Raw genomic sequence first — 26,960 nt, 5'->3', positions numbered from 1 at the left:
GCCGATACCTGTTAGTTCTCTAACTTTCAGGTATTTAGCTGTCGGGATAAGGTATATGCACTTTACCTGTAAATATCCGCTTAAGAGCTTTTTCATGTAGAAATATAAACTATAGTTATGTAGTTACAACTCTTCGCTTTACTTTATTTTGTTAAATAATTGCCGTTTGTGGAGTGAGTTTATCTAATGAAATTTTTTCGCTTCTTATTTTTGTTTTCAGTTTTTCTTTTTTCTATCTGCACACTGGTTAAAGCGGCGGTATCATCTAACGGCAGCACAATTTATACCGACAGCAGCTTTCCCTATCGTATGGCGGTGCCTGCAGGAACATTAATAGCTCTTGATAAAATAAACAGTGCTTTTCAAAGCAGCTCGTTATTAGAAAAATCCCGGTTACAAACACAGCTGCAGAGCAGTAACAAAACAGAGAAGGAAATTTATCGTATTGCCGCAGATCGTGATTATGCGCCGTTAACCATGCTTAATGCGCAGGGAAAAGCCGCCGGATTGTTTATTGATATCTGGAAAGCATGGGCGGATGCTGAAAATGTTGATGTGCAGTTTGTATTTGCTGACTGGAAGGGAAGCCTGGAGCTGGTTAAACGGGGGGATGCTGATTTTCATAGCGGGGCCGCTGTAGACAGTGACTGGCAGGCCGGCAGTGACCCGTTTTATCAGCTTGACGCTCTGTTTTACCTGCCTGAAAAAATGAAGATAAATAATGTTGAGCAGCTCACTGGAAGCACTATTGGTGTTATCTCTCCCTATTACGGTGATTTATTAGAAAAAAGAATACCGGGGGTGAAGATTCAAATAGCGTCGGATTATACGGAAATTCTGCACTGGATATCGGAAAACAAAATTCAGCTGTTCTTTGATGATGAATTTGCTGTTGATGATATGTTAACGCGTCGGGGGCTGCAGGGGGATTTTGTCCCGTTTTTAAAATACCGTATATCCTCGTCTGTTCAGGCGGTTGTCAATAAGGGGGATGAACAATTACAGGCTCGTATTAACAGCGGATTATTAAAAATAAAGCATAGTCAGTTTACCGCTATGGAGGGCCGCTGGCTGAAAAATGCACAGCAGGGCTTTTATCATAAAGATAAAGACTTAGGGTTTACCCAGGCAGAGTTAAACTGGCTTAAAACCCACAAGAATATCATTATTGCTTTTGATCAGAACTATGCGCCCTATAGTTTTAAAAATGATAAGGGGCAATATGTTGGAATCGCTGTTGATATTACCCGGGAAGCGGCTAAAAGAGCGGGAATAAGCTTTTCGACTTATGGCGACGGTGCCTGGAAGGCGCTTTATAATGCAGCATTAAATAAAAAGGTTGATGTGATTGCAACCTTAGTCAAACGTCCGGAAAGGCTGGAAAAATTTGAGTTCAGCAGTCCGTATTTATCACTGGCGCAGTATATTGTCATCCATGATCAAGCATTGGGTATAAAAAAGAGAGAGGATATTTCGGGAAAACGATTTGCGCTGGTAGAAGGATATTCTACCAGTAAATATGCGCTGGAAGAGTTTCCAGATCTGCAGCCCGTCTGGGTTAATAATCTGCAGGAAGCTTTAGAGGCAGTTTCAACCAGGAAAGTTGACGGAACGATTGCCGGCATGGGCATGGCTCATTATTTGATTACTCAGTCGGGTTATTCAAATTTAAAATTTGCCGCCCTGTATGCCCAGGGACTCTCTGAACAGCGTTTCGGTGTTCGTAAAGACTGGCCTGAACTAGCCTCCATTTTAGAAAAATCATTAGCAAGTTTAACTGAAGCTGAGCGTCTGCATTTTTTTCAAAAATGGAGCCACCCGGAAATTGCCAAGGTGGAAATTCTTACCCAGTCTCCGGTTCTGATAGATAACTTAACAACAGAAGAGCTGGCATTTTTAGACTCTATTAAGAAAATCAATATAGGTACGATGGAAGCATGGCCTCCAATGGATTATCTGGATCGCGACGGTCTTCCCACCGGGATCGGCGCTGCACTTATTAATGCGCTTAATAAGCGTCTGGGTGGAAAATTTGTGATACACCCAGATGACTGGAACACTATTTATAACGCCGTTAAAGATAAAAAACTCGATGCAATAATGGGAATAACACCTCGTGAAAACAGAAAACCGTTTTTTGAGTTTACCGACCCTTACGTGGTTGTACCGCACGTGATTATCCACAGAGAAAATGAACAATACAGTTCTCTTAGCGGATTATCCGGGAAAAGTGTTGCGCTTGAAAAAGGCTTTTTTATCAGTGCAGTTATCAAAGAAAAACATCCGCAGATTATAGTACATGAGTTTGCTTCAACGAGTGATGCGCTTGGCGCGGTTGCCAGTGGTGCCGCTGATGCCTATGTGGGAAATCGGGCTGTAGCTATGTATATCATCAAGCAGGAGCTGATCAATAATTTACAGATAGGCAAAAAAATAACTGAAACTGAATCTGTAAATGCCATCGGAGTTCGCAAGGACTGGCCGTTACTGAGCAGTATTTTACAGAAAGCAACAGCAACAATCAGCCGCAGTGAATGGGATCGAATTCTAGGCGGCTGGGCAGAAAAAGATTCTCTTAAATTGTCCCTGTCATCCGTAGAAAAAGCCTGGTTAAGCCGGCACTCGAAAATCAGTGTAGGTTACGATAATAACTGGGCGCCGATAGAATGGATTAATAAAAATGGGGGGCTGGAAGGGTTAAGTGCAGATTATATAAAAAGAATTGCAGTTTTATTAGGCATAGAAATAATACCGGTTACAAACCGCAGCTGGCCTGAGATGGTAAAGGGGCTTACGTATGGGAACATTGATCTTTTACCTGCGATTGTAAAATCACCGTCACGTGAAAAAGAGATGGATTTCACGGAGCCCTATGTGCAGTTTCCAATGGTTATTGTGACCCGGGATAATGTTCGTTTTATTGCAGATATCAGCGAGCTTGACAGTAAAAAAGTATCGGTTGTTGATGGTTATATCTCTTACGATTTTTTGGCAAATAATCACCCTAACGTTAATCTGCACTTAGTTAATAGTGTTTCTGAAGGGCTGGGCGCAGTGCTGCGTGGTGAAAGTTTTGCATTTGTCGGTGCGCTGGCTGTGATTGGAGATGTTCTCAGCCGTGAAGGTATAACCAGCCTTAAAATATCAGGAGAAATTCCCTATAAGTACAAAGTGAGCATGGCGGTTAAAGAGGGCGATACGATTCTTTTAGGTTTAGTGCAGAAAGCGCTGCATGCGATTAATAAAGATGAACGCAGAGAAATAAACAGCCGCTGGTTTAATATCACTTATGAGCATGATTTTGATTATAAACTGCTGCTGGAAATCATCATTCCCGTCTTTCTTCTACTTATTTTTTTGTTTGTCTGGAATCGTCTGCTTAAAACCACGGTTGCACAGCGTACTAATGCATTATCCCGTAGTCATCAGCAGTATAAAAACCTTGTTGATCATCTCCCGGTAGGCATCATTGTGACTTCACTCGACGGAAAAATTATATCAGTCAATGAGTCGCTGCTGAGTATCTTTAAATGTGAAAACAAAGAGCAGATGGTCAGCTCGGTTTTCACTGATTATTATAAAAATCCGGCCGACAGAGAAGACTTTTTAGATAAAATCGCATCCGGCAGAGTACAGGCATTTGAAGCTGAATTTATACGCATGGATAATACGGTTTTCTGGGCTAAATTATCATCAATTGTTGAAGCGGGTGATAATGATGTTAAACATCTGCTTAATGTATTAGAAGATATCACTGAGCAGAAATATGCAGAACGGCAGCTGGAAGAGTATCAGGCGCACTTGGAGGAGTTAGTTGAAAGGCGCACGGTTGAACTGAAAACAGCAAAACAGGTTGCGGAATATGCGACGGAAGCCAAGTCCATGTTTCTGGCTAATATGTCACATGAAATCCGCACTCCAATGAATGCCATTCTCGGCATGTTATACCTTGCACAGAAAACTGAGCTTGATCCTGTCCAGAAGAATTATATCAGCAAATCAGAAAATGCGGCTAATACTCTGCTGCGTATCATAAATGACATTCTCGACTTCTCAAAAATTGAAGCGGGAAAACTGGAGATTGAAGCAGTTATCTTTAATTTAAATCAGATTGTTATTCATTCAATTGATCTTATCGGACAGCGGGTAAGAGAGAAAAACCTTGAGTTATTGATCCAGTTACCCGTCGATATTCCTTCTGTATTAGTCGGTGACGGCATGCGGGTGGGACAGATTCTAACTAATTACTGTACTAATGCAGTTAAATTTACTGAGCAGGGAGAGATAACGCTTGGTATCGAAGTGATGTCGCAGACAACCGACAGCATTATGCTTAAGTTTTATGTCAAGGATTCCGGCATTGGTCTTACCGCCGCCCAGCAGGAAAAGCTGTTCAGTAAATTTACCCAGGCAGATGAAAGTACCTGCCGTAAATATGGAGGAACGGGGCTTGGCCTGGCGATCAGTCTCAAGCTGGCTGAAATGATGGGCGGTACCTGCTGGATTGAAAATAGTGAATTAGGTAAAGGTTCAACGTTTTGTTTTTCAGCGCAGTTCGGCATTGCGGTAGAGCAGGAAAAGCAGCGCAGCGAGGCATTAACTAAAATATTACCGACACTGCATAATGTGAATATTTTAGCCGTCGATGATAATGAAGCATTCCGGCATATTTTAAGTGAAATGCTGGAGAGCCTTAATTTTAAATTTGAAGTGCTTGAAAGTGCGGATCAGGTACTTGAAAAACTAAGTGATGAAAATAACAGTATTGATATTCTTTTAGTTGACTGGAATATGCCCGGCATGAAGGGCGATGAATTAGTAGAAAAAATTCATGCCATGGAGTTTTTAATAAAAAAACCCAAAACAATCATGATCACTGCTTATGGACGTGAAGAGGTAATGCGCATAGCTAAAGATGTTGAGATGGACGGCTTTATTATTAAACCGCTTTCCTCTTCTATTTTACTGGATACGATAATGGGTGTTTTAGGGCATGAGGCAGTATTCAGTACACTTGATGATAATTTACAGAATATTGAGATACCTGTTGTTAATAATGCCTCTGTTTTACTGGTTGATGATAATGAAATCAACAGGGAGGTTGCAGCTGAGCTGCTTAAGCAGATGGGGATTACTTCTATCGAAACAGCTGTAAATGGTGCTGAAGCTCTTAATGCCGTCCAGCAGAAAAAGTATGACGCTGTTTTAATGGATATACAAATGCCGGTTATGAACGGCCTTGAAGCTGCGCAGGCCATTAGACAGCTGGCAGTCGATCTGGATGATGATTATTATCAGCATCTGACCATCATTGCCATGACGGCACAAGCGATGGAAGGAGATCGCGAGGAAACACTGGCATCAGGAATGAATGATTATGTGAGTAAACCGATTGTTCCATTGAATTTGTCGCAGGTCTTGTCCCGCTGGCTTAAAGACAGCCCGCCTTTAAGCTTATCCTCACTGAGCTCCGCTTCTGCAGCCGCGGATCCGCAGTTATTTCATTTTCCGTTTTCGAATTATATTGATTTCAGCGCCGGATTAGTGCGTTTAGTTGGAAACCAGGAGCTATATTTAAAACAACTGCATAAATTTTCTAAGACTTATAGGTCCAGCGCGGATGATTTACAGCAGTTGTTTGACCTTAATAAGCTGCACAAAGCACAGGCTTTAACGCATGAAATAAAGGGGGTTTCCGGGAATTTAGGTATGCTTGATCTTTATGAGATTACAACCAGAATTAACGATGAACTGAAGAATGAAAATTTACCTGAGCAAAGACTCGCGCATCAATTCAGGCTGTCTTTACAGGCAAGCATTGATGATATCCATAAGCTGCCGCTTAGTTTAAATAATAATTTACCTACTCAAGTGTTCAATGCTGTTGATTTAAAAGATAAATTAGTACTTGTTTTAGATAATCTAGATAATGAAATTAGTGTTTCTATTGATATTATGAATGAGGTGGAGCTGTTGTATAAAGGCTCTCATTGGGCAAAACAGATTGATGAGATCAGCAGACATTTATACCGCTTTGAAACAGAAAGAACGGTGGTTTTGCTTAATAAATTGATAGACAGCTTAATTGGTGATGAAAATGGCGAATAAACCAGCTCAACCCAGGATCCTGATCGTTGATGATGTGCCTGATAATATTCATATATTAATGAATGTACTTAAGAATGACTACAGCATTGTTGTGGCGACCAGCGGAGAAAAGGCGATAAAAATTGCGGGCACCGCTCCTTATCCGGACCTTATTCTGCTGGATATTATGATGCCTGAAATAAGCGGTTATGATGTACTTAATATATTAAAGAAAAATAAGTTAACCGCCGCTATTCCTATTATCTTTGTGACGGCAATGGGCGGCACCAATGATGAAGCAAAGGGGCTGGCTTTAGGTGCAGTGGATTATATCTCCAAGCCCGTTGTACCTGAACTGGTAAAATCCCGTGTTAAGACTCATTTATTGTTAAAACAGCATAATGATGATCTTGAAGCAAGAATTGCACAGCGTACTGAGCAGCTCCAGAAAACTAAAGATGCCATTCTGGTGGTGATGGGCATTGTTGCTGAGCATAGAGATCCGGAAACGGGGGAGCATATTCAGCGTACTAAAGAGTATGTTCGTGCGATGGCCAGGGCAATGAGCGAAGACAGTTTGTTTAAAAACGAGTTAAGACCGGAGCTTGTTGAGATCTATGCCAATGCTGCACCTCTGCACGATATTGGTAAAGTCGCAATATCAGATAATATATTACTTAAGCCGGGTAAATTAAGCGAAGAAGAGTTCAGCGAAATGAAGCGTCATGCGATTGCCGGAGAACAAACGATTGCACAAGCGCAGCGTTTTCTTGACGAACCTAAATTCCTGGAAACTGCAAAAGATATTGCCGGCGGACATCATGAAAAGTGGGACGGTTCTGGGTATCCGCGCGGCTTGAAAGGAAAGGATATCCCTCTTTCTGCACGTATTATGGCATACGCCGATGTTTATGATGCCCTTATATCGAAACGGCCTTATAAGCCTCCATTTTCCCATGAAAAAGCCTGTGAAATTATTAAAGAGGGCATAGGGTCGCATTTTGACCCTGATATATACAGGATATTTACCCAGTTAGATGATGAATTCCGAGCGATTCCACAGCGCTTTAAATCGGCTAATGGTGAGATTGAATAAACGCTGAACAGCTTGAATAATTCCGCTTTTTGCTGTGGCGGATGAGGTTAAGAGCCCCACGTGCCCCTGTAGAGAGGCTGCTTATCAATATTTTTAGTTTTCTTATAAATGAATATATTTACTGACTATGAACATGTCATCCGGCTGGGCATATTTTTAAGCCTTTTTATTATACTCGCCGGCGTAGAATTTTTATTTCCGCTCGCCAAACGTAAATGCAGCCGACTCCGGCAGTGGTCGGTTAATCTGTCCCTGGCTTTTATTGCTAGTCTTTTATTGAATATTCTGTTGCCGTTACTGGCTGTCGGTGCCGCCCGGTCTGCCTCGGAGCATTCAATTGGACTCTTTAATATGATTGATATTTCTTATGCGACTGCAGTTATTTTAGCGCTGCTGATGCTGGATCTGCTTATCTACGGTCAGCATCTGTTAATGCATAAAATACCGCTTCTTTGGTCTGTGCATCGTATGCACCATACGGAAATCGGACTTGATGTCAGCTCTGCTGTTCGCTTTCATCCTGTTGAAATCATTATTTCCATGCTGATTAAGATGCTGTTTGTTGTGATTTTTGGTATTCCGGCTGCTGCGGTGATTATTTTTGAAGTGCTGTTAAACGGGCTGGCGCTTTTTAATCACAGTAATCTTAAGCTGCCCAGGACTGCTGATAAATTCCTGCGTAAATTTATTATTACCCCGGAAGTGCACTGGATTCATCATTCAGAAGCAGCCAAAGAAACTAACAGTAATTATGGCTTTAACCTGATTTTCTGGGATAAACTGTTTTCCACCTATAGAGATAAACCTGCAGTAGATTATCCTTTAATGCGCCAGGGGCTTAAAGAGTTCGGTACAGAGAAGCCTTTAAGTTTATATAAACTGTTAATACTGCCGTTTCAGAAGGTGTGAGCGAGTGCTGACTATCCCAGTTATGGTTGTTTTTACTGGCTTTTGTGTCTTTATTGTCAAGCAGCTCATTTTCTATCAGGCCCATCACGTTTTCAAGTTTATCGGTAAGTATTGCAGCCGCACTCGTGGGAGTAATGCCTCGGCCTTCTTTAACAAACAGCTTTTTATTAAGCCGCTTTTCCAGACGGCGAAGGACTGCACTTAGCACTGATTGAGTCAGATCCAGAGATTCGGCTGCTGTGGTAATTAACTGATATTTATAGACTGCCGGAAAAGGTTTAATCAGATTAAGATCCATAATAAATCTTATCAAAAATGTAACACAGTGAGAGCTGTCGCCATTACCTTATTGGTAAACTGTGGTTTGTCGAAGATTATAGAAACATCTCCGTTTTAGAAGATGTTTCTTTTTATAAAGGTAACGGCAGATATCAGCTGACCGGGACTAATGCCGGAAGGTTTGCTTCATAAGCCGGCAGTTCTGCCATTGTGGCTTTATAAACTCGGAACAGAAAGTTAAAGTTATCTACGGTATCCAGGCGGTTTATATTCGTACCGCACTGTTCTTCACTGCCGAAGTTGACAGTAAATGAATTGTCTTCATTGAAGGTGACGTTATCTTCGTTGATGATACTGTGAGTATTGGAGAATAACATGCTCTTGTTATCGTAAGCTGTGATAGACCAGAATGCATTATGCGGCGGCACTTCATAAGTTGCGTTGTAACATTTATCTGCCGGCAGCATAGGATTCTGCATAATAAAGGTTGATTCAGCAGCTGGAATGATTCCCCATGCAACGGTAGTAGCAATCAGTCCCATCCATTCTTTATGAGTATCGCTTTGTGATTCAGGGCGCTCATGATAGAGATCAGAGAAATTAGTTAGCTTTATTCCCTCTTTAGTAACCGCATCACGCAGTGCACTTAGTTTATCGGCATCATAGTCTGCTGGTGCATATTCAATATTACTAATCGCATTAACACTAAGCTGCGGCTGGATAGTGCCGGTTACGTAGTTAATATCATCCTGGCTGGTGCTGTTTACTGCAGTACGAATGATAATAAAAGCGTAGTTTGTGGCAACGTCCAGCTTATGTGTGCCTGCCTGATGAATGACGCCGTAAGGGTAGTGATGTTCATCGAAGATAGTCGCAGAAATATAACGCTCGCCGGTATCCGGCAGCGTGAATGACGCGCCTTTGCGGGTATCGACAACTGCTAGAGAATACAGGGTATCATTGTTAGTTCGCGGTACAGACTGTGATTCAACTGAGACCAGTTCTGTTAAATGAGTAAATTTATTAACACCGTCACCCAGAGTATTTGCGTAATGATTAAAGTGTATTGATGTTTCTGCCAGACGGTATTCATTTGTTGTAAAGCCATAGGAAGCAAAATCTACCGGGAATTCAGCGGCGGCTGCTGATCCGCAAAAAGCAATAACAGAGGCAAGAAGTAATTTTTTCATATGATCTACCTTTTAGTTTGTAAGTTTTAGCAAATGAATAAGAGCTGCTGAGCTTCCTGGAGAAGCCTGTTTAAGCATGTGGGAAATGATAAATGCTGCGCAGCTGCAGATACACATAGCAGACTTCTGTTCTTACCTAAATCTTATTTATGGTTCAGGACTATGTGAGTTATGCAGCACAGAGGCAGGTTACTTAAGAGGCGGAGTATATTTCCTTTGTTTTTGTGTACAAGTTATCTGCAGGGGCCGGCACAGAGCGGGGGACTGGCGCCTTGCTGAATTGTTTAACAAAGTATTGATTTAATTTTTTCGCGTACCTGTTTATGAACCGGGTCGTTTAAAAAACGCCGATGATAAACCATATTGATAGGAATTCGCGGCAGCTCGATCGGATATTTAAAAATTTGAATTTTTAAAATATCCGCCCAGTTTTCAGCAAAGGTGCGAGAGCAGGCTCCGATATAATCTGTTTTTGCAGCTGTCAGCAGCACATTAGCAAGTGACGATACTTCCATTTTGATATTGCGTTTTTTTACCCGGTCAGCTTTAAATTTCAGGCCGCTGATATTTTTGCGTGTCATCTGGTAAAGCACATGGCTCTCGCTATATAACTGCTCCTGAGACAGTGAGCCGTTAATTCGCGGATGGTCCATGCGGCAGACGGCTACGACTTCCTCATCATATAAATGTTCAACAATAAATGCGTGCTCTTCGGGGAATACGCTGTCAATGATCAGATCAATTTTCTGCGTGCGTAGATGCTCCAGCAGCAGTACTTCTTCAATAGGCGGCTCATGGAATGTAACTCGGCTGAGCGAGTTGAGCAGCTGCAGTGCGGTCTCCATGGCGTAGGCATGGATCTCTTGTTTTTCGGTAACCGCAGTCTCAATCAGTTCCATCGCACCTTCGAGTTTATTCGCCAGCATTATTGCTGAACCCGTTGCTGTAATACCCCGGCCCTCTTTGACGAACAGTTTTTTATTAAGCTGGTTTTCCAGGCGGCGAAGCGCCGCGCTGACTGCTGGTTGAGTAAGATCCAGCTCATCGGCAGCTTTAGTAATTGACTGAGACTTATAAACAGCTAGAAAAGGCTTGATCAGGTTCAGATCCATAACAACTCCGTCCTTAAAAGATATAAGTACTATAACGCAGCGAAATCAGCCGCTGCAATCGAGTTATTAATAAACTGCGGCCTTGGTGAGCGCAAAGCATCACGGTTTACCGAACAGCGATAGTAAAAGTTATTCAACGTCTACTGATTTTTTTAATCCTTATTACTAAGGTTCGATATTTACCATTTATCGGCGGGCAATTACCTGCCGTGAGCTGCTCTCTGTCGTTATTCTAAGCCCATCAACAATAACGGAGAAAGTATCATGGAAAAGAAGATTTCATTAACATTAGCCGCCGCACTGTTTTCAGTAACGGCTTGTACATCAGCTGTTACCGCACCGGAGGGCAATATGGGCATTTCAAATAAAGATAAAGCAGTCGCTGTACTTAACAGCATAGAAACAGGCGACCAGCAGGCGGTCACTTATATCAACCCGCTGCAGTATACCCAGCATAATTTAGCTGTGGCTGACGGGCTTGCTGGTTTCGGTGCAGTATTACAGGCATTGCCGAAGAACAGTGCAAAAGTGAATGTTGTACGGGCATTTGCAGACGGTGATTATGTTTTCACTCATACAGATTATAACTTTTTTGGTCCGAAAGTTGGATTTGATCTGTTTCGTTTTGAAAACGGTCTGATTGTTGAACATTGGGATAACCTTGCGGTTAAATCAGAGCTGCCTAACCCAAGTGGACGTACGCAGTTAGACGGTCCGGCTGAGATTACTGATTTAGATAAAACAGAGGAAAACAAAGCACTGGTCGCTGACTTTGTAGATACCATTTTAGTTAAAGGTGAATTTGATAAATTATCTAACTACTTTGACGGTGATAATTATCTGCAGCACAACACGGCTATTGCCGACGGTGTGTCCGGACTGGGCAGTGCATTAGCCGCTATGGCGGAGCAGGGCATTACTATGGTCTACAGCAAAAATCATATTGTTTTAGGTGAAGGAAACTTTGTGCTGAGTATCAGTGAAGGAACATTTGCCGGTGAAGCAACCTCATTTTATGATCTGTTCCGCGTAGAAAACGGCAAAATAGCTGAACACTGGGATGTAATAGAAACCATTGCACCTAAAGAGCAGTGGAAGAATAACAACGGCAAATTCGGTAACTTATAATTTTTTGTTTTAATTAATCTGCAGTACGGCCTGAAAGGCTGTGCTTCACCTATAAGGTCTCAATTATGAAACGGTTTATTACATCACTTATTATTTTTCCGGTTGTTTTCAGCACTGCGTTATCTGTTTCAGCAGATGATTTTGGCGGTTCTATGTCTAAGAACACATCAGAAAAAGTAGAAAAAGTACAGCATTTGTTAGACGGCAGCATCATCGAATACCAGTTTCAGCACGGTGGTGCTGTTCGTCTGGAGCTGTATGACGGTTTATTAAAATATGAATGGACAGCAGGGCCCATGAAAGGTAATACAAATAAAGATCTGCCTTATCGTTCGCGGAAAATTGCTGATAAAATGTATATGATTAACTGGTATGAACAGTCTAAGCTTGATTATATTACGCTGGTCTTCAACTTTAACAATAATGTTATGCACGCTTCAGGGCTGTTAAATATAGGATCCGAAAAACAGTTCAGTACCTTTGCCGGCGGTATTATTGACGCAGTGAAGCTGATTGAAAAATAGATTTTTTGCGGCTGGGAAGACTGTTTTAGCCGCAATATAAAATGCTTGTTTAGCTTGAGATTAACCTGCAGCAGGGTCATTTGAAAATAATGGAAAATTCCCCAGAAGTACCCAAAGTCGAATTTCGTTTTCCGAGTGTCGGAAATCCCGGGCTGGAAGTATTAGAGCTTGCTGACCTTTACCGAAGACAGCTGCAGTATAAACATGATCCTTCCAAGCCGCACAGGGTGAAGTTTCATTGCCTTATCTATATTACTCAAGGTGAGGGGGCACACTTTATTGATTTTAATGAACACCAGTATCAGGCCGGTAGTTTTATATTCGTTAATAAAAATCAAATCCATGCCTATGATTTCGTAAATCGTCCGCAGGGTAAAGTGATGCTGGTGACTGAAGAATTTATCGACAGCATTCATGCGAATATTCGTCTGCCGTTTTTTACTCCTATGCACTTAGTTTCTTCCTATTTACCTGTTCTTATCCTTACCCCCTCACTACAAGAAAGCTGCGAAGCACTGATGCATGAAATAAACAAGGAGCAGAACAACCTCAACTGCAATAACTTACTTGTGCAGCTGCTTTTTTCCACTCTGCTGTTAAAGCTGACCCGAGAAAGAGGTACAGATCATTTTAAACACTTAAGTGAGTCTCGCGCGCAGAAATTTGCACAGTTTCTTCTGTTAATTGAGCAGCATTACACAGTGACGAGAGAAGCATCGGTTTATGCCGATATGATGCATATTACCTACAAGTCATTAAATCAGATCTGCAAACTAGCATCTAATCAAACCGCTAAACAGCTGATTGATGCACATCTTATTCTGCAGGCAAAACGTAAACTGATTGTAGACAGTTATCAGGTACAGCAGCTTGCTTATCAGCTGGGATTCGATGAAGTCACTAACTTTGTTAAATACTTCAAACGTCATACTCTGCTTACCCCTTCTCAGTTTAAAGAGTGCTTTAAAAGGTAAGCGGTTATCAATGCCTGCCTTGTGCGTAATTGCTCCCATAACCTAAGCCGTTATTGCTGTGCATAATGTTCAAAACCGATGCATTCAATTTCGTTATCAGCCAGCCATTGTATAAGGCCGGGTGAGGTTAATAATGCAAATTCCTGCGCTCTTTTATCACAATAACTTGAAACTGCCGCCGCCGATCTTTTTCTTATATTCAAACAGCAGCTCCTGCAGTTTTTTTAAATCGACTCCGTCATCATAAAAACGCATATCGAATGCCTGCGGCGTTTGTACCTTTAAACCTGTTTGACCTGCTGTAACAGTATCAATACGGCGTGACGGTAAACCGAGAGCATTTGCAAAGCGAATATAGGTTTCTTTAAATGCAGGAAACGTTGCCGCAAGGTGGTGGGTATCAAGATGATTAATTTTAATGCCGCTGTTTACTGCTTTATTATACTGCGCCTGCAGCTCCTGATATATCTGCTCTGTACAGAGTGATTTCTTTTTTCTTAATATCTCTTTTGATAAAAAGTAACCTTGTTCATCAACTAAATCAGGTACTTGATCAGCAGGCAAAACTGGTTTGCCGCTGACATTGATAGAGACTTGTTTAAAAGAATTTGGTAGTGTCATTTCCTCAAGAGCCTTAATATATTTACATGCTTGGTCAAAGTGTAATCGTGCCAACATTATTAAACAAATCAGCTCTGCTTAATGGAGAAACACATGAGCTCAGAAAGGTTAACTCACTTACAACAGTTAGAGGCTGAAAGTATTCATATTATCCGTGAAGTGGCTGCTGAATTTGATAACCCGGTTATGATGTATTCAGTGGGCAAGGATTCCGCTGTAATGCTGCACCTTGCGCGTAAAGCTTTTTATCCGGGTGAAATACCCTTCCCATTAATGCATGTTGATACTGACTGGAAATTCAAAGAGATGATTACCTTTCGTGATCATATGGCCGAAAAATACGGGTTTGAATTATTAGTTCACAAGAACCTGGACGGGCTGGCAATGAACATTAACCCTTTTGTTCACGGCAGTTCAATGCATACTGAAATTATGAAAACCCAGGGGCTGAAACAGGCATTAAACAAATGGAAATTTGATGCTGCTTTCGGCGGGGCGCGTCGTGATGAAGAAAAATCCCGCGCTAAAGAGCGAGTTTACTCTTTTCGAGACAAAAACCATCGCTGGGAACCGAAAAGTCAGCGCCCGGAACTTTGGAATACCTATAACGGCCAGGTCAATCAGGGAGAAAGTATCCGTGTTTTTCCGCTTTCCAACTGGACTGAACTTGATATCTGGCAGTACATTTATCAGGAAAATATCGATATTGTACCGCTTTATTTTGCTAAGGAGCGCCCGGTTGTTGAGCGTGACGGGGTCAAAATCATGGTTGATGATGATCGTTTTGAATTGCAGGAAGGCGAAGAGATCAAGCAGGAAAAAGTACGTTTTAGAACACTCGGCTGCTATCCGTTAACCGGAGCAATCAATTCTGAAGCAGAAACATTACCGGAAATTATTGAAGAAGTGCTGATTGCCACAACCAGTGAGCGGGAAGGGAGGTTAATCGATTCAGACCAGGCGGCTTCGATGGAACTTAAGAAACGAGAAGGTTATTTTTAATAACTGATTCTACTTAAGCGGACAGGTTAATTTTTCAAGGCAGATAAAATGAATTCAACTATTGTTTCAGAATTAAAAGATAAAGGTATCGAAAATTACCTTTCAGAGCTGCAGCATAAAAGTCTATTGCGCCTGTTAACCTGCGGCAGCGTCGATGACGGTAAAAGTACCTTAATCGGGCGTTTGTTACATGATTCTCACCAGATTTATGAAGATCAGTTAGCGGCTCTGCACTCTGACAGTCAAAAATCGGGGACCACAGGTAATGCTATTGATTTAGCTCTTTTAGTGGACGGTTTGGCGGCCGAGCGTGAACAGAGCATCACTATTGATGTCGCGTACCGTTATTTCTCAACGGAAAAACGTAAGTTTATTATTGCAGATACACCCGGGCATGAGCAATATACACGCAATATGGCAACGGGGGCTTCAACCTGCGATCTGTCGGTTATCTTAATCGATGCGCGTTACGGTGTGTTAACCCAAACTAAGCGGCATAGTTTTATTGCGTCACTACTGGGTATTAAACACTTTGTGGTTGCCGTAAATAAAATGGATCTGGTCGATTTCTCGCAGGTCCGTTATGAGGAAATCAAAGAAAGCTATTTAGAATTTGCACAGGGTCTGGAGAATGGTGCAGATGACCGCTTAATTGATTTTGTACCGCTTTCTGCTTTAAACGGCGACAATGTGGTAAACGAAAGTGAATTTACGCCCTGGTATACTGACGGGCCGTTATTATCGATTTTAGAAAGTGCTCCGATTAAAGCGACCAATCGAGAGCAGCCGTTCCGCCTGCCTGTGCAGTATGTTAATCGTCCAAACTTAGATTTTCGTGGTTTCAGCGGCACCATTGCCGCCGGCACGGTAAAAGTGGGTGATACTGTGATCTCAATGCCTTCCGGTAAAACTTCAACGGTGAAATCACTGGTGACTTTTGACGGCGAGCTGGAGCATGCTTTTTCAGAGCAGGCGATCACTGTAGCCCTGAATGATGAAATTGATGTAAGTCGTGGAGATGTATTAGCCGCATCTTCAAGCCCGGCGCAGCTGAGTAATCGTTTTAAAGCCGATATTGTCTGGATGAGTGAAGATGAACTTAAACCAGGTCAGCAGTATGATATTAAAGTCGCTACTAAAAAAACTACCGGTTCAATTGAATCAATTGATTATAAAGTTGATGTTAATACCTTAGAGAAATCTTCGGCAGATGCTTTAGAACTTAATGAGATTGCATCCTGTGAAGTGCTGCTGACTGAAAAAGTCGTTTTTGATCTTTACCGTGAGGTAACGTCAACAGGCAGCTTTATCATTATTGACCGTATTACTAACGTGACAATCGGTGCGGGTATGATCACTGAAGCTTTGAGCGAGACACAAGTTAAACATGAATACAGTGAATTTGAGTTAGCCTTCAATCAGCTGGTACGTCAGCACTTCCCGCACTGGCATGCGCTGGATCTTAACCAGTTAGCTAAAAAATAGGTGTGTGGCTGAGTAATACTGGCCACAAATTTGTAGTTTTGTAAGGTGCTTGGGGGTAAAACGCCTTAGAAATTTTTCACTATTTATCTGTTGATAACACCTCATTTAGCCTTTGATATAAAATATACGCTTTTAGGCTATAACGCTAAGTAATTTCGCACCAGGCATTAAAAATCACCAGAATGAGTTAAGTACGATTATCCGAATCGGGATCTGTCATACATTCACATAAATTATGCTTTTATTGTGTATTTATGATTTTTTAAAGATGCCATATATGGATACTGAGACGGACGCTTTAATGGTTTTAAAAGCATCAAATAAATACCTAACAGTGCCTGATGGGTAAAAGGTAAAGTTTAATAATCAAGCTGGAGATAACACGATGATCTCATTAGAGATCAAAAGATCTAAAACACCAAATCCTCTCCCATATAGAGCCGTTATTACGCAAGCTCCCCATGCGGGACATGGCAAAACCCATACCGACGCCTTAGCTCAATTCTTAGCCTTAGTTACCGGAGTATCGGCTGACTTTGATATGAACGAATGGCAGGATGTTGATTTACCAAGCGGAGTCGCTATTTCACCTGTTCAGGCAGCTAAGTGTCTGCAGAAAACCATCCGCACCCAGGTCTTTATTCAGGGGGAGAGGCGGCAGTTATAGACCAATTAACCAAGCACAATAGGGCAAATAATCCTATACGCGGGGACTGGACCATGCGGGCTATTGGTATTGTGTTTTCAGCTAGATGGGTAGTTGGATTAAAATCTATGGATATCCGAACTTTCATAAGAGCAGGCAGTTAAAGCCTGCTTTTTACTGCGTATAACTTATCAAGATATCCTTCTTATCAAATGCCAGATAATAGCTGATCATTAATGTGTACTGCTGAAAGATGCAGTACGTACGAAATCGATTAATGGCTAAGACTAAATTTAAAAAACAATCGCATCGGACTCTACAAACGTTATTTAATGGTTTGTAAAACACTCAAAGTTTTTTAACTCTTAGATGATACTTAAAGCGTTTGTTTTTGTTTTGTCAAAAAAACGTGTTTTAATAAAGTGGCTTTATTGTTGCCATTTGATGTTTATGTTTTTTACAACATGTGTTTGATGATGTGGTGAAGCTAGTTTACTTGGAATAAAGATCAAAATATGAGCCTCTGGTTTAGCTTTAAGGATACGTAATGACTGATGAATCGAAACTTAACAAAGCGATGGGTTGTATAGCACTTATTCAACGACCTGTTACAGCGCAAGATAATGATATTTTGCGTGAATTATATTGTGCTTGTCGCGATGATGAGGCTGCAAATAGCGGTATGCCAGCGGAGATGGTAAAGACTTTTTTAGAACAGCAGTTTGCTCTGCAGCAGAAGCATTATTATCAAGTTTATGATCCGGCTGGATTTAAGGTGTTGGAATATCAAGGTAGAGTGATTGGGCGTTTATATTCAGAGAGTAAAGGTAAGGATATCCGTTTGATTGATATTAGCTTATTTAGAGAATACCGAAATCTGGGTATAGGAACATTTTTAATTAAACAGCTGCAGGAGCGGGCAATGCACAACCAAAGTACACTCTCTCTGCATGTTCATAGCTGTAGTCCTGCATTGAAACTTTACCTGACGCTGGGGTTTAACAAAATAGAAATGAAAAACGAATACCTCTATATGCAGTATGGAAATTAATGACTACTTTTACCTTGTTCGTAAATACCTTTTCCTCTTTTTAAGCCTCAGTTTCAGTCTTATTTTTGCTCTTTTGTCACATTTTTTTTTATGTTTTATTTAAAGTCATCTCAACATCATAGGTTACCCCTTGTTTTGCCTTGAGTAATGTCTAAACTGACATTTCTATTTACATCATAATTTATACAATTATTTGTCATTTCAAGTGGTTGTGGTTATTGGTTTTGTTGAAATGGTTCGTGTCACAGGCTATCGCTCTCAGCTGGTTATTTTTGTGAGTATGGCAGTGTTCAACCATCAGGCAATAATAAAGGTAGTGATATCAGTGAATAAACAATTATCAGGGGTTAGTACAACGCAAACAGCTGAAGCTGTACAGGTTAATGAGCCGTTAAATACCGGGCATTTAAATGATCTGCTAAGACAGCAGCTTCGGCCAGTCAAATCGAAGCAGGCCCCTAAAAATGTAAATGCACCGCTGCCTGCTGAGGTGCAGCAGAAAAATTTATTATCTATTGTAGACGAATCCGTCGGCAGTATGCTTGGTGAAAGCAAACTAAACCGGGTGGTGCTGCACGAGCAGTTAAGTAAACTCTATTATCAGCAGAAATTTATCTATGAGCAGGCAGATATAAGTCCTGCGTTAAGAAAAAGGCAGTTTATTGCACAGAGCGGGTTAATTATGTCGCCGGATAACTGTATCACGACCCAGCTGGATGATCTGCGGGTTAATGCATTTGTCCGCGGTATTGATCAGGCATTAAGCCATAAATTCACCTCGCATCAAGGTCCTCTGCATATTGTTTACCCGGCATGCGGCCCTTTTGCGCCGCTGCTGCTCCCTTTAATCGCTTACTATAAAACGCAGCAGAAATACACGCCGCAGCAGCTGCAGATAACATTGATTGATCTTCAGGAAGGTGCCGTTAAAAGTCTCGAGGCGCTGGTGGAAACAATGGGTATCAAAGATTATGTTCGAGGTGTTCTCTGTATTGACGCGCTAGCTTATTGGCCGGATGCTTTGGCTGTAGATATGGTTATATTAGAAGCGATGCAGCATGGCTTAAGCAGTGAAGGACAATTCTGTATTGCCCGCCATTTTGCGCGGCTGCTTTCCCCTCAAGGCTGCTTTATTCCCCAGAAAATTTCTGTCCGTGCAATGCTCAATAGTGCACAGAAGGAGTTTGTCGAGCAATGGAAAAATAGCGAGTACTTGTCTGAGCTGGATATGGATCCCGCTATTAAGTCCGCACGTATTGATTTAGGGGAAATTGTTTCACTTACTGCGGAAAGCCTGCTGACGCTGCCGGAGCATGTTTTAGATGAACATACACGCTTGATTGAGTGCGGTAAGGCGACGATCCCTATGCTCCCGGAAAAGTGCGCAGAGCAAAGTCTGCTTTTATGTTCACAAATAGATGTTTATGGAGATATTCGAATTGGTGAATATGACTCTGGCATCACTCATCCACTGCCGGATCCACAGGTGTGTATTAATTTTATTCCACGTGAAAACAGGCCCGGTGATTTACTGCTGAACAGCGGCGATACAATACATTTTTTTTACCGTTTAAACGGGCTTCCTGGATTTCTCGCCACTTGTTATGAAGGGGAGGTGAGTCATGACTGAATCCATACTAGAAACAAATAAACCTTTACAGGTAGTGGTCTTTGCCGGTGATCCGCTTGCTGTTCCGACAATTAATCTTTTACTGCAGCAGCAGGTTTTAGCGGGGGTGGTTTTTGCGCAGCTGCAGGATGCGTTTTCTTCTCAATTATCAGCCTGGCTGCAGCAGAGCGGTTGTCCGTGTATCTGTTTTAATCCTGCCGCTCCTGAGCAGTTGGAAAAGCAGCTTGAGGTGTGGCAGGCCGATGCAGCCGCTGCCTTTAACTTTCCTTATGAACTGTCTGCAGTATGTGAACACAGCCCGGCATTCGGATTATATTATTTTCATGCCACCCCTCAAAATCAATATAAAGGACCAAGGCCCCTATATTGGCAGATTAGAGATTCGCAGCTGCAGACTCAGCTTATTCTGCAGAAAGCCGGTGTAGAAGAGGGAATGCCTGATATTGCTGTCAGCCATAATCAAATTATTCACCCTCTGGATACTCTGCAGTGTCTTGAAGGTAAAGTCGCGCAGCAGGCGGCATTGATGTTTGCACAGCTGCTTACGCAATTAAGCGAAAGTAATGGTCAGATTAAGCTCCAGTTGCTGCCGTTTCAGGCGGCTGCAGTTAAAGCCGCGCCTCATCCCCGGGAATCAGACCTGCATGTTGACTGGTTAACCATGGGCAGTGAGCAGATAGCCGCATTAACGCGGGCTGGTAATCAGCAGTTTGGCGGCAGTGTTATCACTCTGGGGCAGACACAGTTAAGTCTGCTGCAGGCAACTGTAATTGAGCACCCGACCTACGGCGTGGCTCCGGGAACCATCTGCTTTATCGGGGAGCCGCAAGGGGTGATTGCTGCAACCTGCGACGGAGCTGTCAGGCTGGATATTTTGGCAAATGCTGACGGGATCTTCAATGGAATAAGTTTTACAGAACGCTTTGCTATTAATGCCGGTATGGGGTTTGTCTCCGGGCCGGCAATCTGAATAGCGAAATTACACACTAAAAAAGGAGAATACTATGGCAGAACCTTTTATAGGAGAAGTCGACCTGTATGGTTTCAATTTTGTGCCGCAAGACTGGGGGCAGTGTTCAGGGGGGATTATTTCAATAAGTAGTAATCAGGCATTGTTTTCCCTGCTTGGCACCGCGTACGGTGGGGATGGGCGGTCTAATTTTGCCCTGCCGGATCTGCGCGGCAAGATGGCGATAAGTGAGGGAAATTTTCCCGGAAGTCAGTTTGACTGGAAAACGGGTCAGTCAGGCGGAGCGGAAACACATACGCTCAAACTGAATGAGTTAGCACAGCATGCTCATACAGCTGACTTTACCGCCGCCGGGGTAAAAACAGCGGTGAATATTGAAGCGACTACGGATAATGGTGATAATGCGGCGCCGTCGCAAGGTGCTTATTTAGCTGCTGCAAAGCCGCCCGGCGGCGGTTCAGATAAGCCTGAGCAAATATATAAAACAGCTCCATCGGCCGGTTCAACCTTTAATTTAGGCGGAATTAATGTCAGCGGGGGGAGTACTGTAGAAGGATCTGTTTCTGTTGGAACAACGGGTAGTAATACTCAGTTCAGCCTTATTCAGCCGACCTTGATAACAAATTACTGTATAGCTTTGAAAGGGCTTTTCCCTTCGCGTAATTAAAAAGTGTTTACTCAATCTATTTAAAATAATTATTTATATTAAGGAGTATATTATGTCAGATCCGTTTATTGGTGAAATCAGATTATTTGCTTTTAATTTTAACCCGAGAAATTGGGCTTTTTGTGCCGGTGCATTATTGCCTATTTCTGCTAATTCTACACTATTCTCGCTGCTTGGGACTACTTACGGCGGTGACGGACGTACCACGTTTGCCCTGCCGGATTTGCGGGGACGAACTCCGATGAGCAAGGGGCGCCACCCCGGCAGTTTCTATGACTGGCGGATGGGGCAGCATGCGGGAACAGAAACGCATACATTAACGATTCCTGAGCTGGCAAATCATAGCCATACTGCCACTTTTACAGCTTCCGGAGGTGCAACTTCAACAGTTGAACTTGCCGCAACTACGGATGCAGGGGACAGTGCTGCTCCTTCTGCCGGGGCTTATTTAGCTAAAGCGCAGCCTCCCGGCGGCGGGGCAGACAAGCCGGAGCAAATATATCAAAGTGCTCCAAGTGCAGGATCTACGGTTAATTTGGGCGGCGTCACTGTCAGCAGCAGTGGTGGTGGAGGAAACGTTACTGTTGATGCAAACGGCGGCAGTAAGGCTTTTTCTCTTATACAGCCCGTACTGGCAATGAATTACAGCATTGCTCTGCTCGGATTATACCCGCCGCGCAGCTAGGCACTTATTCTCGCAGGTTATTTTAACCGGTAACCTGCTTGTAAACATTTGAACTTACTTCAAGTTTTTAGAAAAAACTCTCCTCTTAGTATCAAACCCTGCCATTCTAGTCTAAGATATTGTTCTTTTAATGCTGATAATTTTATGTTTTTGGTATTTAGTCAAGTTGTTATCTGCTTCTGTCGGTTGTTAACGGCAGCTGATACAAGCTTAGCATTGAGGTTAACAAATAATGCAGCAAGTTCATTTTATATCAGGCCTACCGCGTTCCGGTTCAACACTGCTTGCCGCGCTGTTAAAGCAAAACCCGGATTTTCATGCATCTATGTCCAGCCCTGTTGCACCTATGATGAACAGTGCACTTGAACAGATGGGGGCAGGGGGAGAATTTGTCAGTTTTTTTGATCAGAATAAGCGCAAACGAATCTGTCATGCATTGTTTAATGCTTATTACCATGAGCAGCAGAGCCTGCCGGTTATTTTTGATACCAACCGTATCTGGACGGCACGCCTTCACCAGTTAAGCGAATTGTTCGATGATTTCAAAGTAATCTGCTGTGTGCGTAATCCGGCATGGATTATGGACAGCTTTGAGTGCATCTATCGTAAAAACCCTTTTGACTACAGCCGTATGTTTAATCCACAGAGCCGGCAAACGGTTTATTCACGTTGTGATTCTCTGATTAATGCCGGGGGTACAGTGGGCAGTGCCTGGACTGCTTTAAAAGAAGCCTATTACGGTGAATACTCAGATCGCCTGCTGTTAATTGATTACGATCTGCTGACCCAGCATCCGCAGCGTTCAATGCAGCTGATCTATCAGTTTTTAGGAAAAGATCTTTATGCACATGATTTTGACAATATTGATTATGATGCAAATGAATTTGATCAGCAGCTTGGTGTCGCTGGTTTACATACCGTAAAGAAAAAAGTGGAATTTAAAGCAAGGCGGAGCATATTGCCGCCGGATCTATTCCAAAAATACAGTGAAATGGCTTTTTGGCAAGATACGCAGGGGACGGCCGCTAATATAATTGCCCCTAAATCAGAATAAAGTAAAAACAACATACTGCAGCTTGGTATTTTTGCATGAATATCAGTACTTAGTAATAAAGCTGCTGAATGATCAACGGAACAGGATGTCCTTATGAATAAGTATTTACTCAGCACTATCGCTGCAGCTATGCTGCCTATGGGATTAAATAATGCGGCGGCACAGGCTGCCGGTGCTTATACATATATCGGCGGCAGAAATAAAAGTGCGCCCGTTATTGCCGGCCTTAATGAGAATAAACGCTCTGAATATACTTCGATAAATTTACAGCAGACTCCGGTCGCCGGTGAGCTTGTGCTCTCTGCTTACGGCTCAGCTGAAATATCAGATTTATCTGCTGAAAATAAGGTCAGCCGCAGTTTAGTCAGACAAAATGATTTAGAGTTAGTCAGCAGCACTGCGGTTAACGAGCTTATTATCATTGACGCTACAGTGCCGGATAAACACTTATTTTATAAAAATTTAAAGAATAATATTGAAATAAAAGAGATTAACAGTCAGCAGGATGGCCTGCTGCAGCTTAAAACGATACTGTCAAACTATCAAAACCTAGATGCTTTACATCTTGTTTCACATGCCGCAGACGGTGTTATTTATCTAGGCACTTCTCAAGTAACCTCTGATATTTTAAATCATGAAATAAATACCTTAGCGTCGCTGGATAATGCACTTAAAGACGGTGCTGATCTGCTGCTTTACGGCTGTAATCTGGCAGAAACAGAAAAAGGTGAAGAGCTGCTGGAATTGATTTCTGCAGGTGCGGATATTGATGTGGCCGCATCCAGTGATTTAACCGGTTCAATTAATAATAATGCAGACTGGGATTTAGAAATTCAAACGGGGGAGATCGAAGCATCCCGGCCTTTTAGTGAAGCCGCATTGAATGATTTTTCGGCTGTACTGGCGGCCTCTGGTACCATAGATATGAGTGGTTTTACAGATGGTTATACAGGAACTGATAGTTATAATTTTAATGGTTATACGGTAAAAATTTCTGCAGATAGAAATGACGGCAAGGAGTTTAATGCATCTGGCGATTACTTGACGGTAAATAGTTACGGTACAGCTGGATTGAAAAAGTTGTATTTTTATTTTTCAGCTAATGAAACATTTAATACTACTTCGATTGATTTGTATAATGGATCAAGTACGACAACCACCTTTAAAATAACGTCAGACCTTGGAGGGTCGGTGACCTCGAATGCATTAGCAGAGTTCGAGACACATAATGGGCTAGATATATCGAGTTTTACCGGCATTACCAGGTTAACTATTGAAAAGAATGATGGCTCTGATCTAGATTATATGCGAGTGGATAATTTGGTGGTTGCCAATGTTGCTCCTTCAAATACCACGCCAGCCATCAGCATAGATAATTCCAGTTTGTCCTACAGCGAAAATGATGCTGTTACCCAGATTGATTCAAGCGCAACACTCTCTGATGCCGATGGCGATGCCGATTGGAATAGCGGCACGCTGGTGGTACAGATCACCGCCAATAATGAAGCGGGTGATGAACTGTCTATTCAAGATAATGTTGTTGGTAATATCAACAGCAGCGGAACAGAACTGCGCGATAATACAACGGTTATAGGTACTTTGAGTGCCAGTGAGGGGACAGTAACTAACGGCACAGCACTGACCATCACTTTTAACAGTAATGCAACAAATGCATTGGTACAGCAGGTTTTACAGGCGATTAGTTACCGCAGTACATCAGATGATCCCGGTACATCCAACCGTACAGTGACCTTTACTGGCACTGATGCAAATTCTGCATCAGCCAGTGATACCCGAACAATCGTGCTTACTGCTCTGAATGATCAACCGACGCTTTCGGCTGCAGGCAGTGATCCGACCTTTAGTGAAGGGGGCAGTGCCGCCAGTATATTTAGCAGCGCAGCTGCTTCCACTGTGGAAAGCGGGCAGACACTGAGTGCAATGACCCTGACAGTGACGAATGTCAACAATGGTTCAAATGAAATATTACTCATTGACGGCACGGCTGTTACACTAACTCATGGTACTTCAGGTACGACAGCCACCAATAGTGCTTCTTATTCGGTGAGTGTTTCAGGCAGCACTGCTACAGTAACATTGAGTGGCATGACAATATCGACAGCCGCCCTGCAAACCCTTGTTGATGGCGCCTCTTATCAAAACAACAGTCAAAACCCCAATACCTTAAACCGTGTTATTACTATTACTTCACTGACAGACAGCGGCAGTAATACGGGATCGAATGATAATATTAACAATGCACTTGCTGTGTCCTCAACGATCACTGTTAGCGCTGTTAATGATGCGCCTAGCAATATAACGCTGTCAGCGGATAGTATTAATCAAGGTCTAACCGCATTAGGCGCCGATATTGCTACTTTAAGCACAACGGATCTGGATGACAGCAGTTTCACTTATACATTAGTTAGTAACGGCAGTGCTGCTAACGGGACTTGTGGTGTAGGTAACGATGCTGATAATACCAGCTTTCAAATCAATACATTGACATTAGAAACAGCAGGTTCTCTTGCTTCAGGCAGTTATAATATTTGTCTTCAAAGTGATGACGGCGAGACCACTTTTGAAAAAGCCGCTGTTATTACTGTTACTGATAATGTCGGGCCGACTATCAGTGCAGTAAGTATTCCGAACAGCGAGCATAAAGTTGGGGATACAGTTACCGCCACGATTACGGTCAGTACAGACAGCGACGACTACACCACAGGCAGCGGCGGTATCAGCGGCACGATAAACGGTTATGCGCTGAGCAGTTTAAGTAAAATTAACAACACAACTTATAGCGCAGTCTTTACCATTAGCGACGGTGGCAGTGATGCTGCTGCCGGCAGCGGTGTACCGGTCAACCTTACACTGACTGACAGTGCAGGCAATAGCAGCAGTGCTTTCACCACGGCAGTCAGTCAGAGCAGTGATGCAATTTATGCCAACCTGCCGGAAATATCTTTAACAGCAGACGCTAACAGTATTGCAGAAAACGGCGGTGTATCGACATTAACCGCGACTATCAGCGGCAGTTTAAATAATCAGTGGCCGGATAATATTACCGCTAACCTGGCTTATACAGGCACAGGAACGGCGGGAACGGATTACAGTAAATTCGACAGTATTACCATTACAGCCGGCAGCAGCACCGGAACCGCGACCTTAACCGGTACGGCGGATACCCTGTTTGATGCGGCAGTAGATGAAACTGTAATTGTAGATATCAGCAGTCTGTCAGTGGGAAGTGAAGGAGCAACTAACCAGCAGACGATTACCATTAATGATGCGCAGTCGTCGCCGACGGTTACCTTGACCACTGGAAACAGTACAGTAGCTGAAAATGCCGGGACTTCGACGATTACTGCGACGTTAAGCAGTGCGACTTATGCCGATGTCACGGTTAATTTAGGTTATACAGGCACAGCGGTAAGCGGCGGTACGGATTACAATACGGCCAGCAGTTCTATTATTATTCCAGCGGGCTCCACATCTGCCAGTGCAGTGACCGGTATTACAGCCGTTGATGATGCCCTACTGGAAGGCGATGAAACGATTATTATTGATATCACCTCAGTGTCCGGCGGCAGTGCAGTAGAAAATGGTACTCAACAGCAGACGGTCACTATCAGCGATGATGAAGACGGCACTGCGCCGACTATCAGTGCGGTGAGTATTCCGAACAGCGTACATAAAGTGGGGGATACGGTTACCGCCGCGATTACGGTCAGTACAGACAGCGACGACTACACCACGGGCAGCGGCGGTATCAGCGGCACGATAAACGGTTATGCACTGAGCAGTTTAAATAAAATTAACGACACAACTTATAGCGCAGCCTTTACCATTA

The 26,960-nt window shown here is 42.8% G+C and carries 20 protein-coding genes; 16 read left to right on the top strand and 4 right to left on the bottom strand.

Annotated elements, in window-relative coordinates; translation table 11 throughout:
- Positions 1-186 precede the first annotated feature (186 nt).
- From G337_RS27995 to G337_RS0121765, 3 genes are all read left to right on the top strand, one after another.
- Positions 187-6,108 (top strand): transporter substrate-binding domain-containing protein, encoded by a 5,922-nt coding sequence (locus G337_RS27995; RefSeq protein ID WP_051303507.1) that lies wholly within the window; start codon positions 187-189, stop codon positions 6,106-6,108.
- On the top strand, positions 6,098-7,183 hold the full coding sequence (locus G337_RS0121770; protein WP_028865726.1) for an HD-GYP domain-containing protein: 1,086 nt from the start codon (positions 6,098-6,100) through the stop codon (positions 7,181-7,183). Before G337_RS27995 ends, G337_RS0121770 begins: the two co-directional genes overlap by 11 nt.
- Positions 7,184-7,291: 108 nt before the next feature.
- Entirely contained in the window at positions 7,292-8,092 is an 801-nt protein-coding gene (locus G337_RS0121765; protein WP_028865725.1) for a sterol desaturase family protein, read from the top strand.
- Here G337_RS0121765 and G337_RS0121760 read toward each other — a convergent pair.
- The 3 genes from G337_RS0121760 to G337_RS0121750 all read right to left on the bottom strand — a co-directional run bounded on the left by G337_RS0121760 (position 8,022) and on the right by G337_RS0121750 (position 10,673).
- A complete protein-coding gene (locus G337_RS0121760) occupies positions 8,022-8,390 on the bottom strand; it encodes a LysR family transcriptional regulator (protein WP_028865724.1) in 369 nt (122 codons plus the stop codon). The two genes, G337_RS0121765 and G337_RS0121760, sit on opposite strands and share 71 nt — an antisense overlap.
- A 133-nt stretch (positions 8,391-8,523) precedes the next feature.
- The gene (locus G337_RS0121755; protein WP_028865723.1) at positions 8,524-9,561 is read right to left on the bottom strand and encodes a DUF1254 domain-containing protein; all 1,038 of its coding nucleotides are present in this window, start codon (positions 9,559-9,561) and stop codon (positions 8,524-8,526) included.
- 284 nt (positions 9,562-9,845) lie between these two features.
- On the bottom strand, positions 9,846-10,673 hold the full coding sequence (locus tag G337_RS0121750) for a LysR family transcriptional regulator (RefSeq protein WP_028865722.1): 828 nt from the start codon (positions 10,671-10,673) through the stop codon (positions 9,846-9,848).
- Positions 10,674-10,937: 264 nt separating this feature from the next.
- Here G337_RS0121750 and G337_RS0121745 point away from each other — a divergent pair, with 264 nt between their 5' ends.
- From G337_RS0121745 to G337_RS0121735, 3 genes are all read left to right on the top strand, one after another.
- Complete coding sequence (locus G337_RS0121745; RefSeq protein ID WP_028865721.1) at positions 10,938-11,801, top strand: nuclear transport factor 2 family protein; 864 nt, start codon at positions 10,938-10,940, stop codon at positions 11,799-11,801.
- Between the two features lie 65 nt (positions 11,802-11,866).
- Entirely contained in the window at positions 11,867-12,325 is a 459-nt protein-coding gene (locus G337_RS0121740) for a MoaF-related domain-containing protein (RefSeq protein ID WP_028865720.1), read from the top strand.
- Positions 12,326-12,414: 89 nt separating this feature from the next.
- Positions 12,415-13,299 (top strand): AraC family transcriptional regulator, encoded by an 885-nt coding sequence (locus G337_RS0121735; protein ID WP_028865719.1) that lies wholly within the window; start codon positions 12,415-12,417, stop codon positions 13,297-13,299.
- Between the two features lie 156 nt (positions 13,300-13,455).
- On the opposite strand, the gene G337_RS27075 is transcribed toward G337_RS0121735, so the two are convergent.
- Positions 13,456-13,920: a ChbG/HpnK family deacetylase gene (locus tag G337_RS27075; protein WP_051303503.1), complete on the bottom strand. Its 465-nt coding sequence runs from the start codon at positions 13,918-13,920 to the stop codon at positions 13,456-13,458.
- Between the two features lie 93 nt (positions 13,921-14,013).
- Between G337_RS27075 and cysD the strand changes: the two genes are divergently transcribed.
- From cysD to G337_RS0121680, 10 genes are all read left to right on the top strand, one after another.
- Positions 14,014-14,922: a sulfate adenylyltransferase subunit CysD gene (cysD, locus tag G337_RS0121725; RefSeq protein WP_028865718.1), complete on the top strand. Its 909-nt coding sequence runs from the start codon at positions 14,014-14,016 to the stop codon at positions 14,920-14,922.
- Positions 14,923-14,970: 48 nt separating this feature from the next.
- Entirely contained in the window at positions 14,971-16,407 is a 1,437-nt protein-coding gene (gene cysN, locus G337_RS0121720; protein ID WP_028865717.1) for a sulfate adenylyltransferase subunit CysN, read from the top strand.
- A 385-nt stretch (positions 16,408-16,792) separates the two neighbouring features.
- A complete protein-coding gene (locus tag G337_RS0121715; protein ID WP_028865716.1) occupies positions 16,793-17,074 on the top strand; it encodes a hypothetical protein in 282 nt (93 codons plus the stop codon).
- A 526-nt stretch (positions 17,075-17,600) separates the two neighbouring features.
- Positions 17,601-18,104 carry a GNAT family N-acetyltransferase gene (locus G337_RS27070; protein ID WP_051303501.1) on the top strand — a complete coding sequence of 168 codons (504 nt, stop codon included), beginning with the start codon at positions 17,601-17,603 and terminating at the stop codon, positions 18,102-18,104.
- 325 nt (positions 18,105-18,429) lie between these two features.
- Positions 18,430-19,734 (top strand): SAM-dependent methyltransferase, encoded by a 1,305-nt coding sequence (locus G337_RS0121705; RefSeq protein ID WP_028865715.1) that lies wholly within the window; start codon positions 18,430-18,432, stop codon positions 19,732-19,734.
- A complete protein-coding gene (locus G337_RS0121700) occupies positions 19,727-20,704 on the top strand; it encodes a hypothetical protein (RefSeq protein ID WP_028865714.1) in 978 nt (325 codons plus the stop codon). Before G337_RS0121705 ends, G337_RS0121700 begins: the two co-directional genes overlap by 8 nt.
- 34 nt (positions 20,705-20,738) lie before the next feature.
- Positions 20,739-21,371, top strand: coding sequence for a phage tail protein (locus tag G337_RS0121695; protein ID WP_028865713.1), 633 nt, complete (start codon positions 20,739-20,741; stop codon positions 21,369-21,371).
- 52 nt (positions 21,372-21,423) lie between these two features.
- Positions 21,424-22,056 carry a phage tail protein gene (locus G337_RS0121690; protein WP_037028414.1) on the top strand — a complete coding sequence of 211 codons (633 nt, stop codon included), beginning with the start codon at positions 21,424-21,426 and terminating at the stop codon, positions 22,054-22,056.
- Positions 22,057-22,288: 232 nt separating this feature from the next.
- The gene (locus G337_RS0121685) at positions 22,289-23,110 is read left to right on the top strand and encodes a sulfotransferase family protein (RefSeq protein ID WP_084605564.1); all 822 of its coding nucleotides are present in this window, start codon (positions 22,289-22,291) and stop codon (positions 23,108-23,110) included.
- Positions 23,111-23,203: 93 nt separating this feature from the next.
- Positions 23,204-26,960, top strand: a 3,757-nt coding sequence (locus G337_RS0121680; protein WP_028865710.1) for a DUF4347 domain-containing protein, incomplete at its 3' end; no start/stop codon positions are given.

The sequence above is a fragment of the Psychromonas aquimarina ATCC BAA-1526 genome (genome assembly GCF_000428725.1).
In the GTDB taxonomy this organism is placed as follows: Bacteria; Pseudomonadota; Gammaproteobacteria; order Enterobacterales; family Psychromonadaceae; genus Psychromonas; species Psychromonas aquimarina.
Note: the sequence above shows the minus strand (reverse complement) of the source record. Positions and strands in the feature narration are given on the sequence as shown.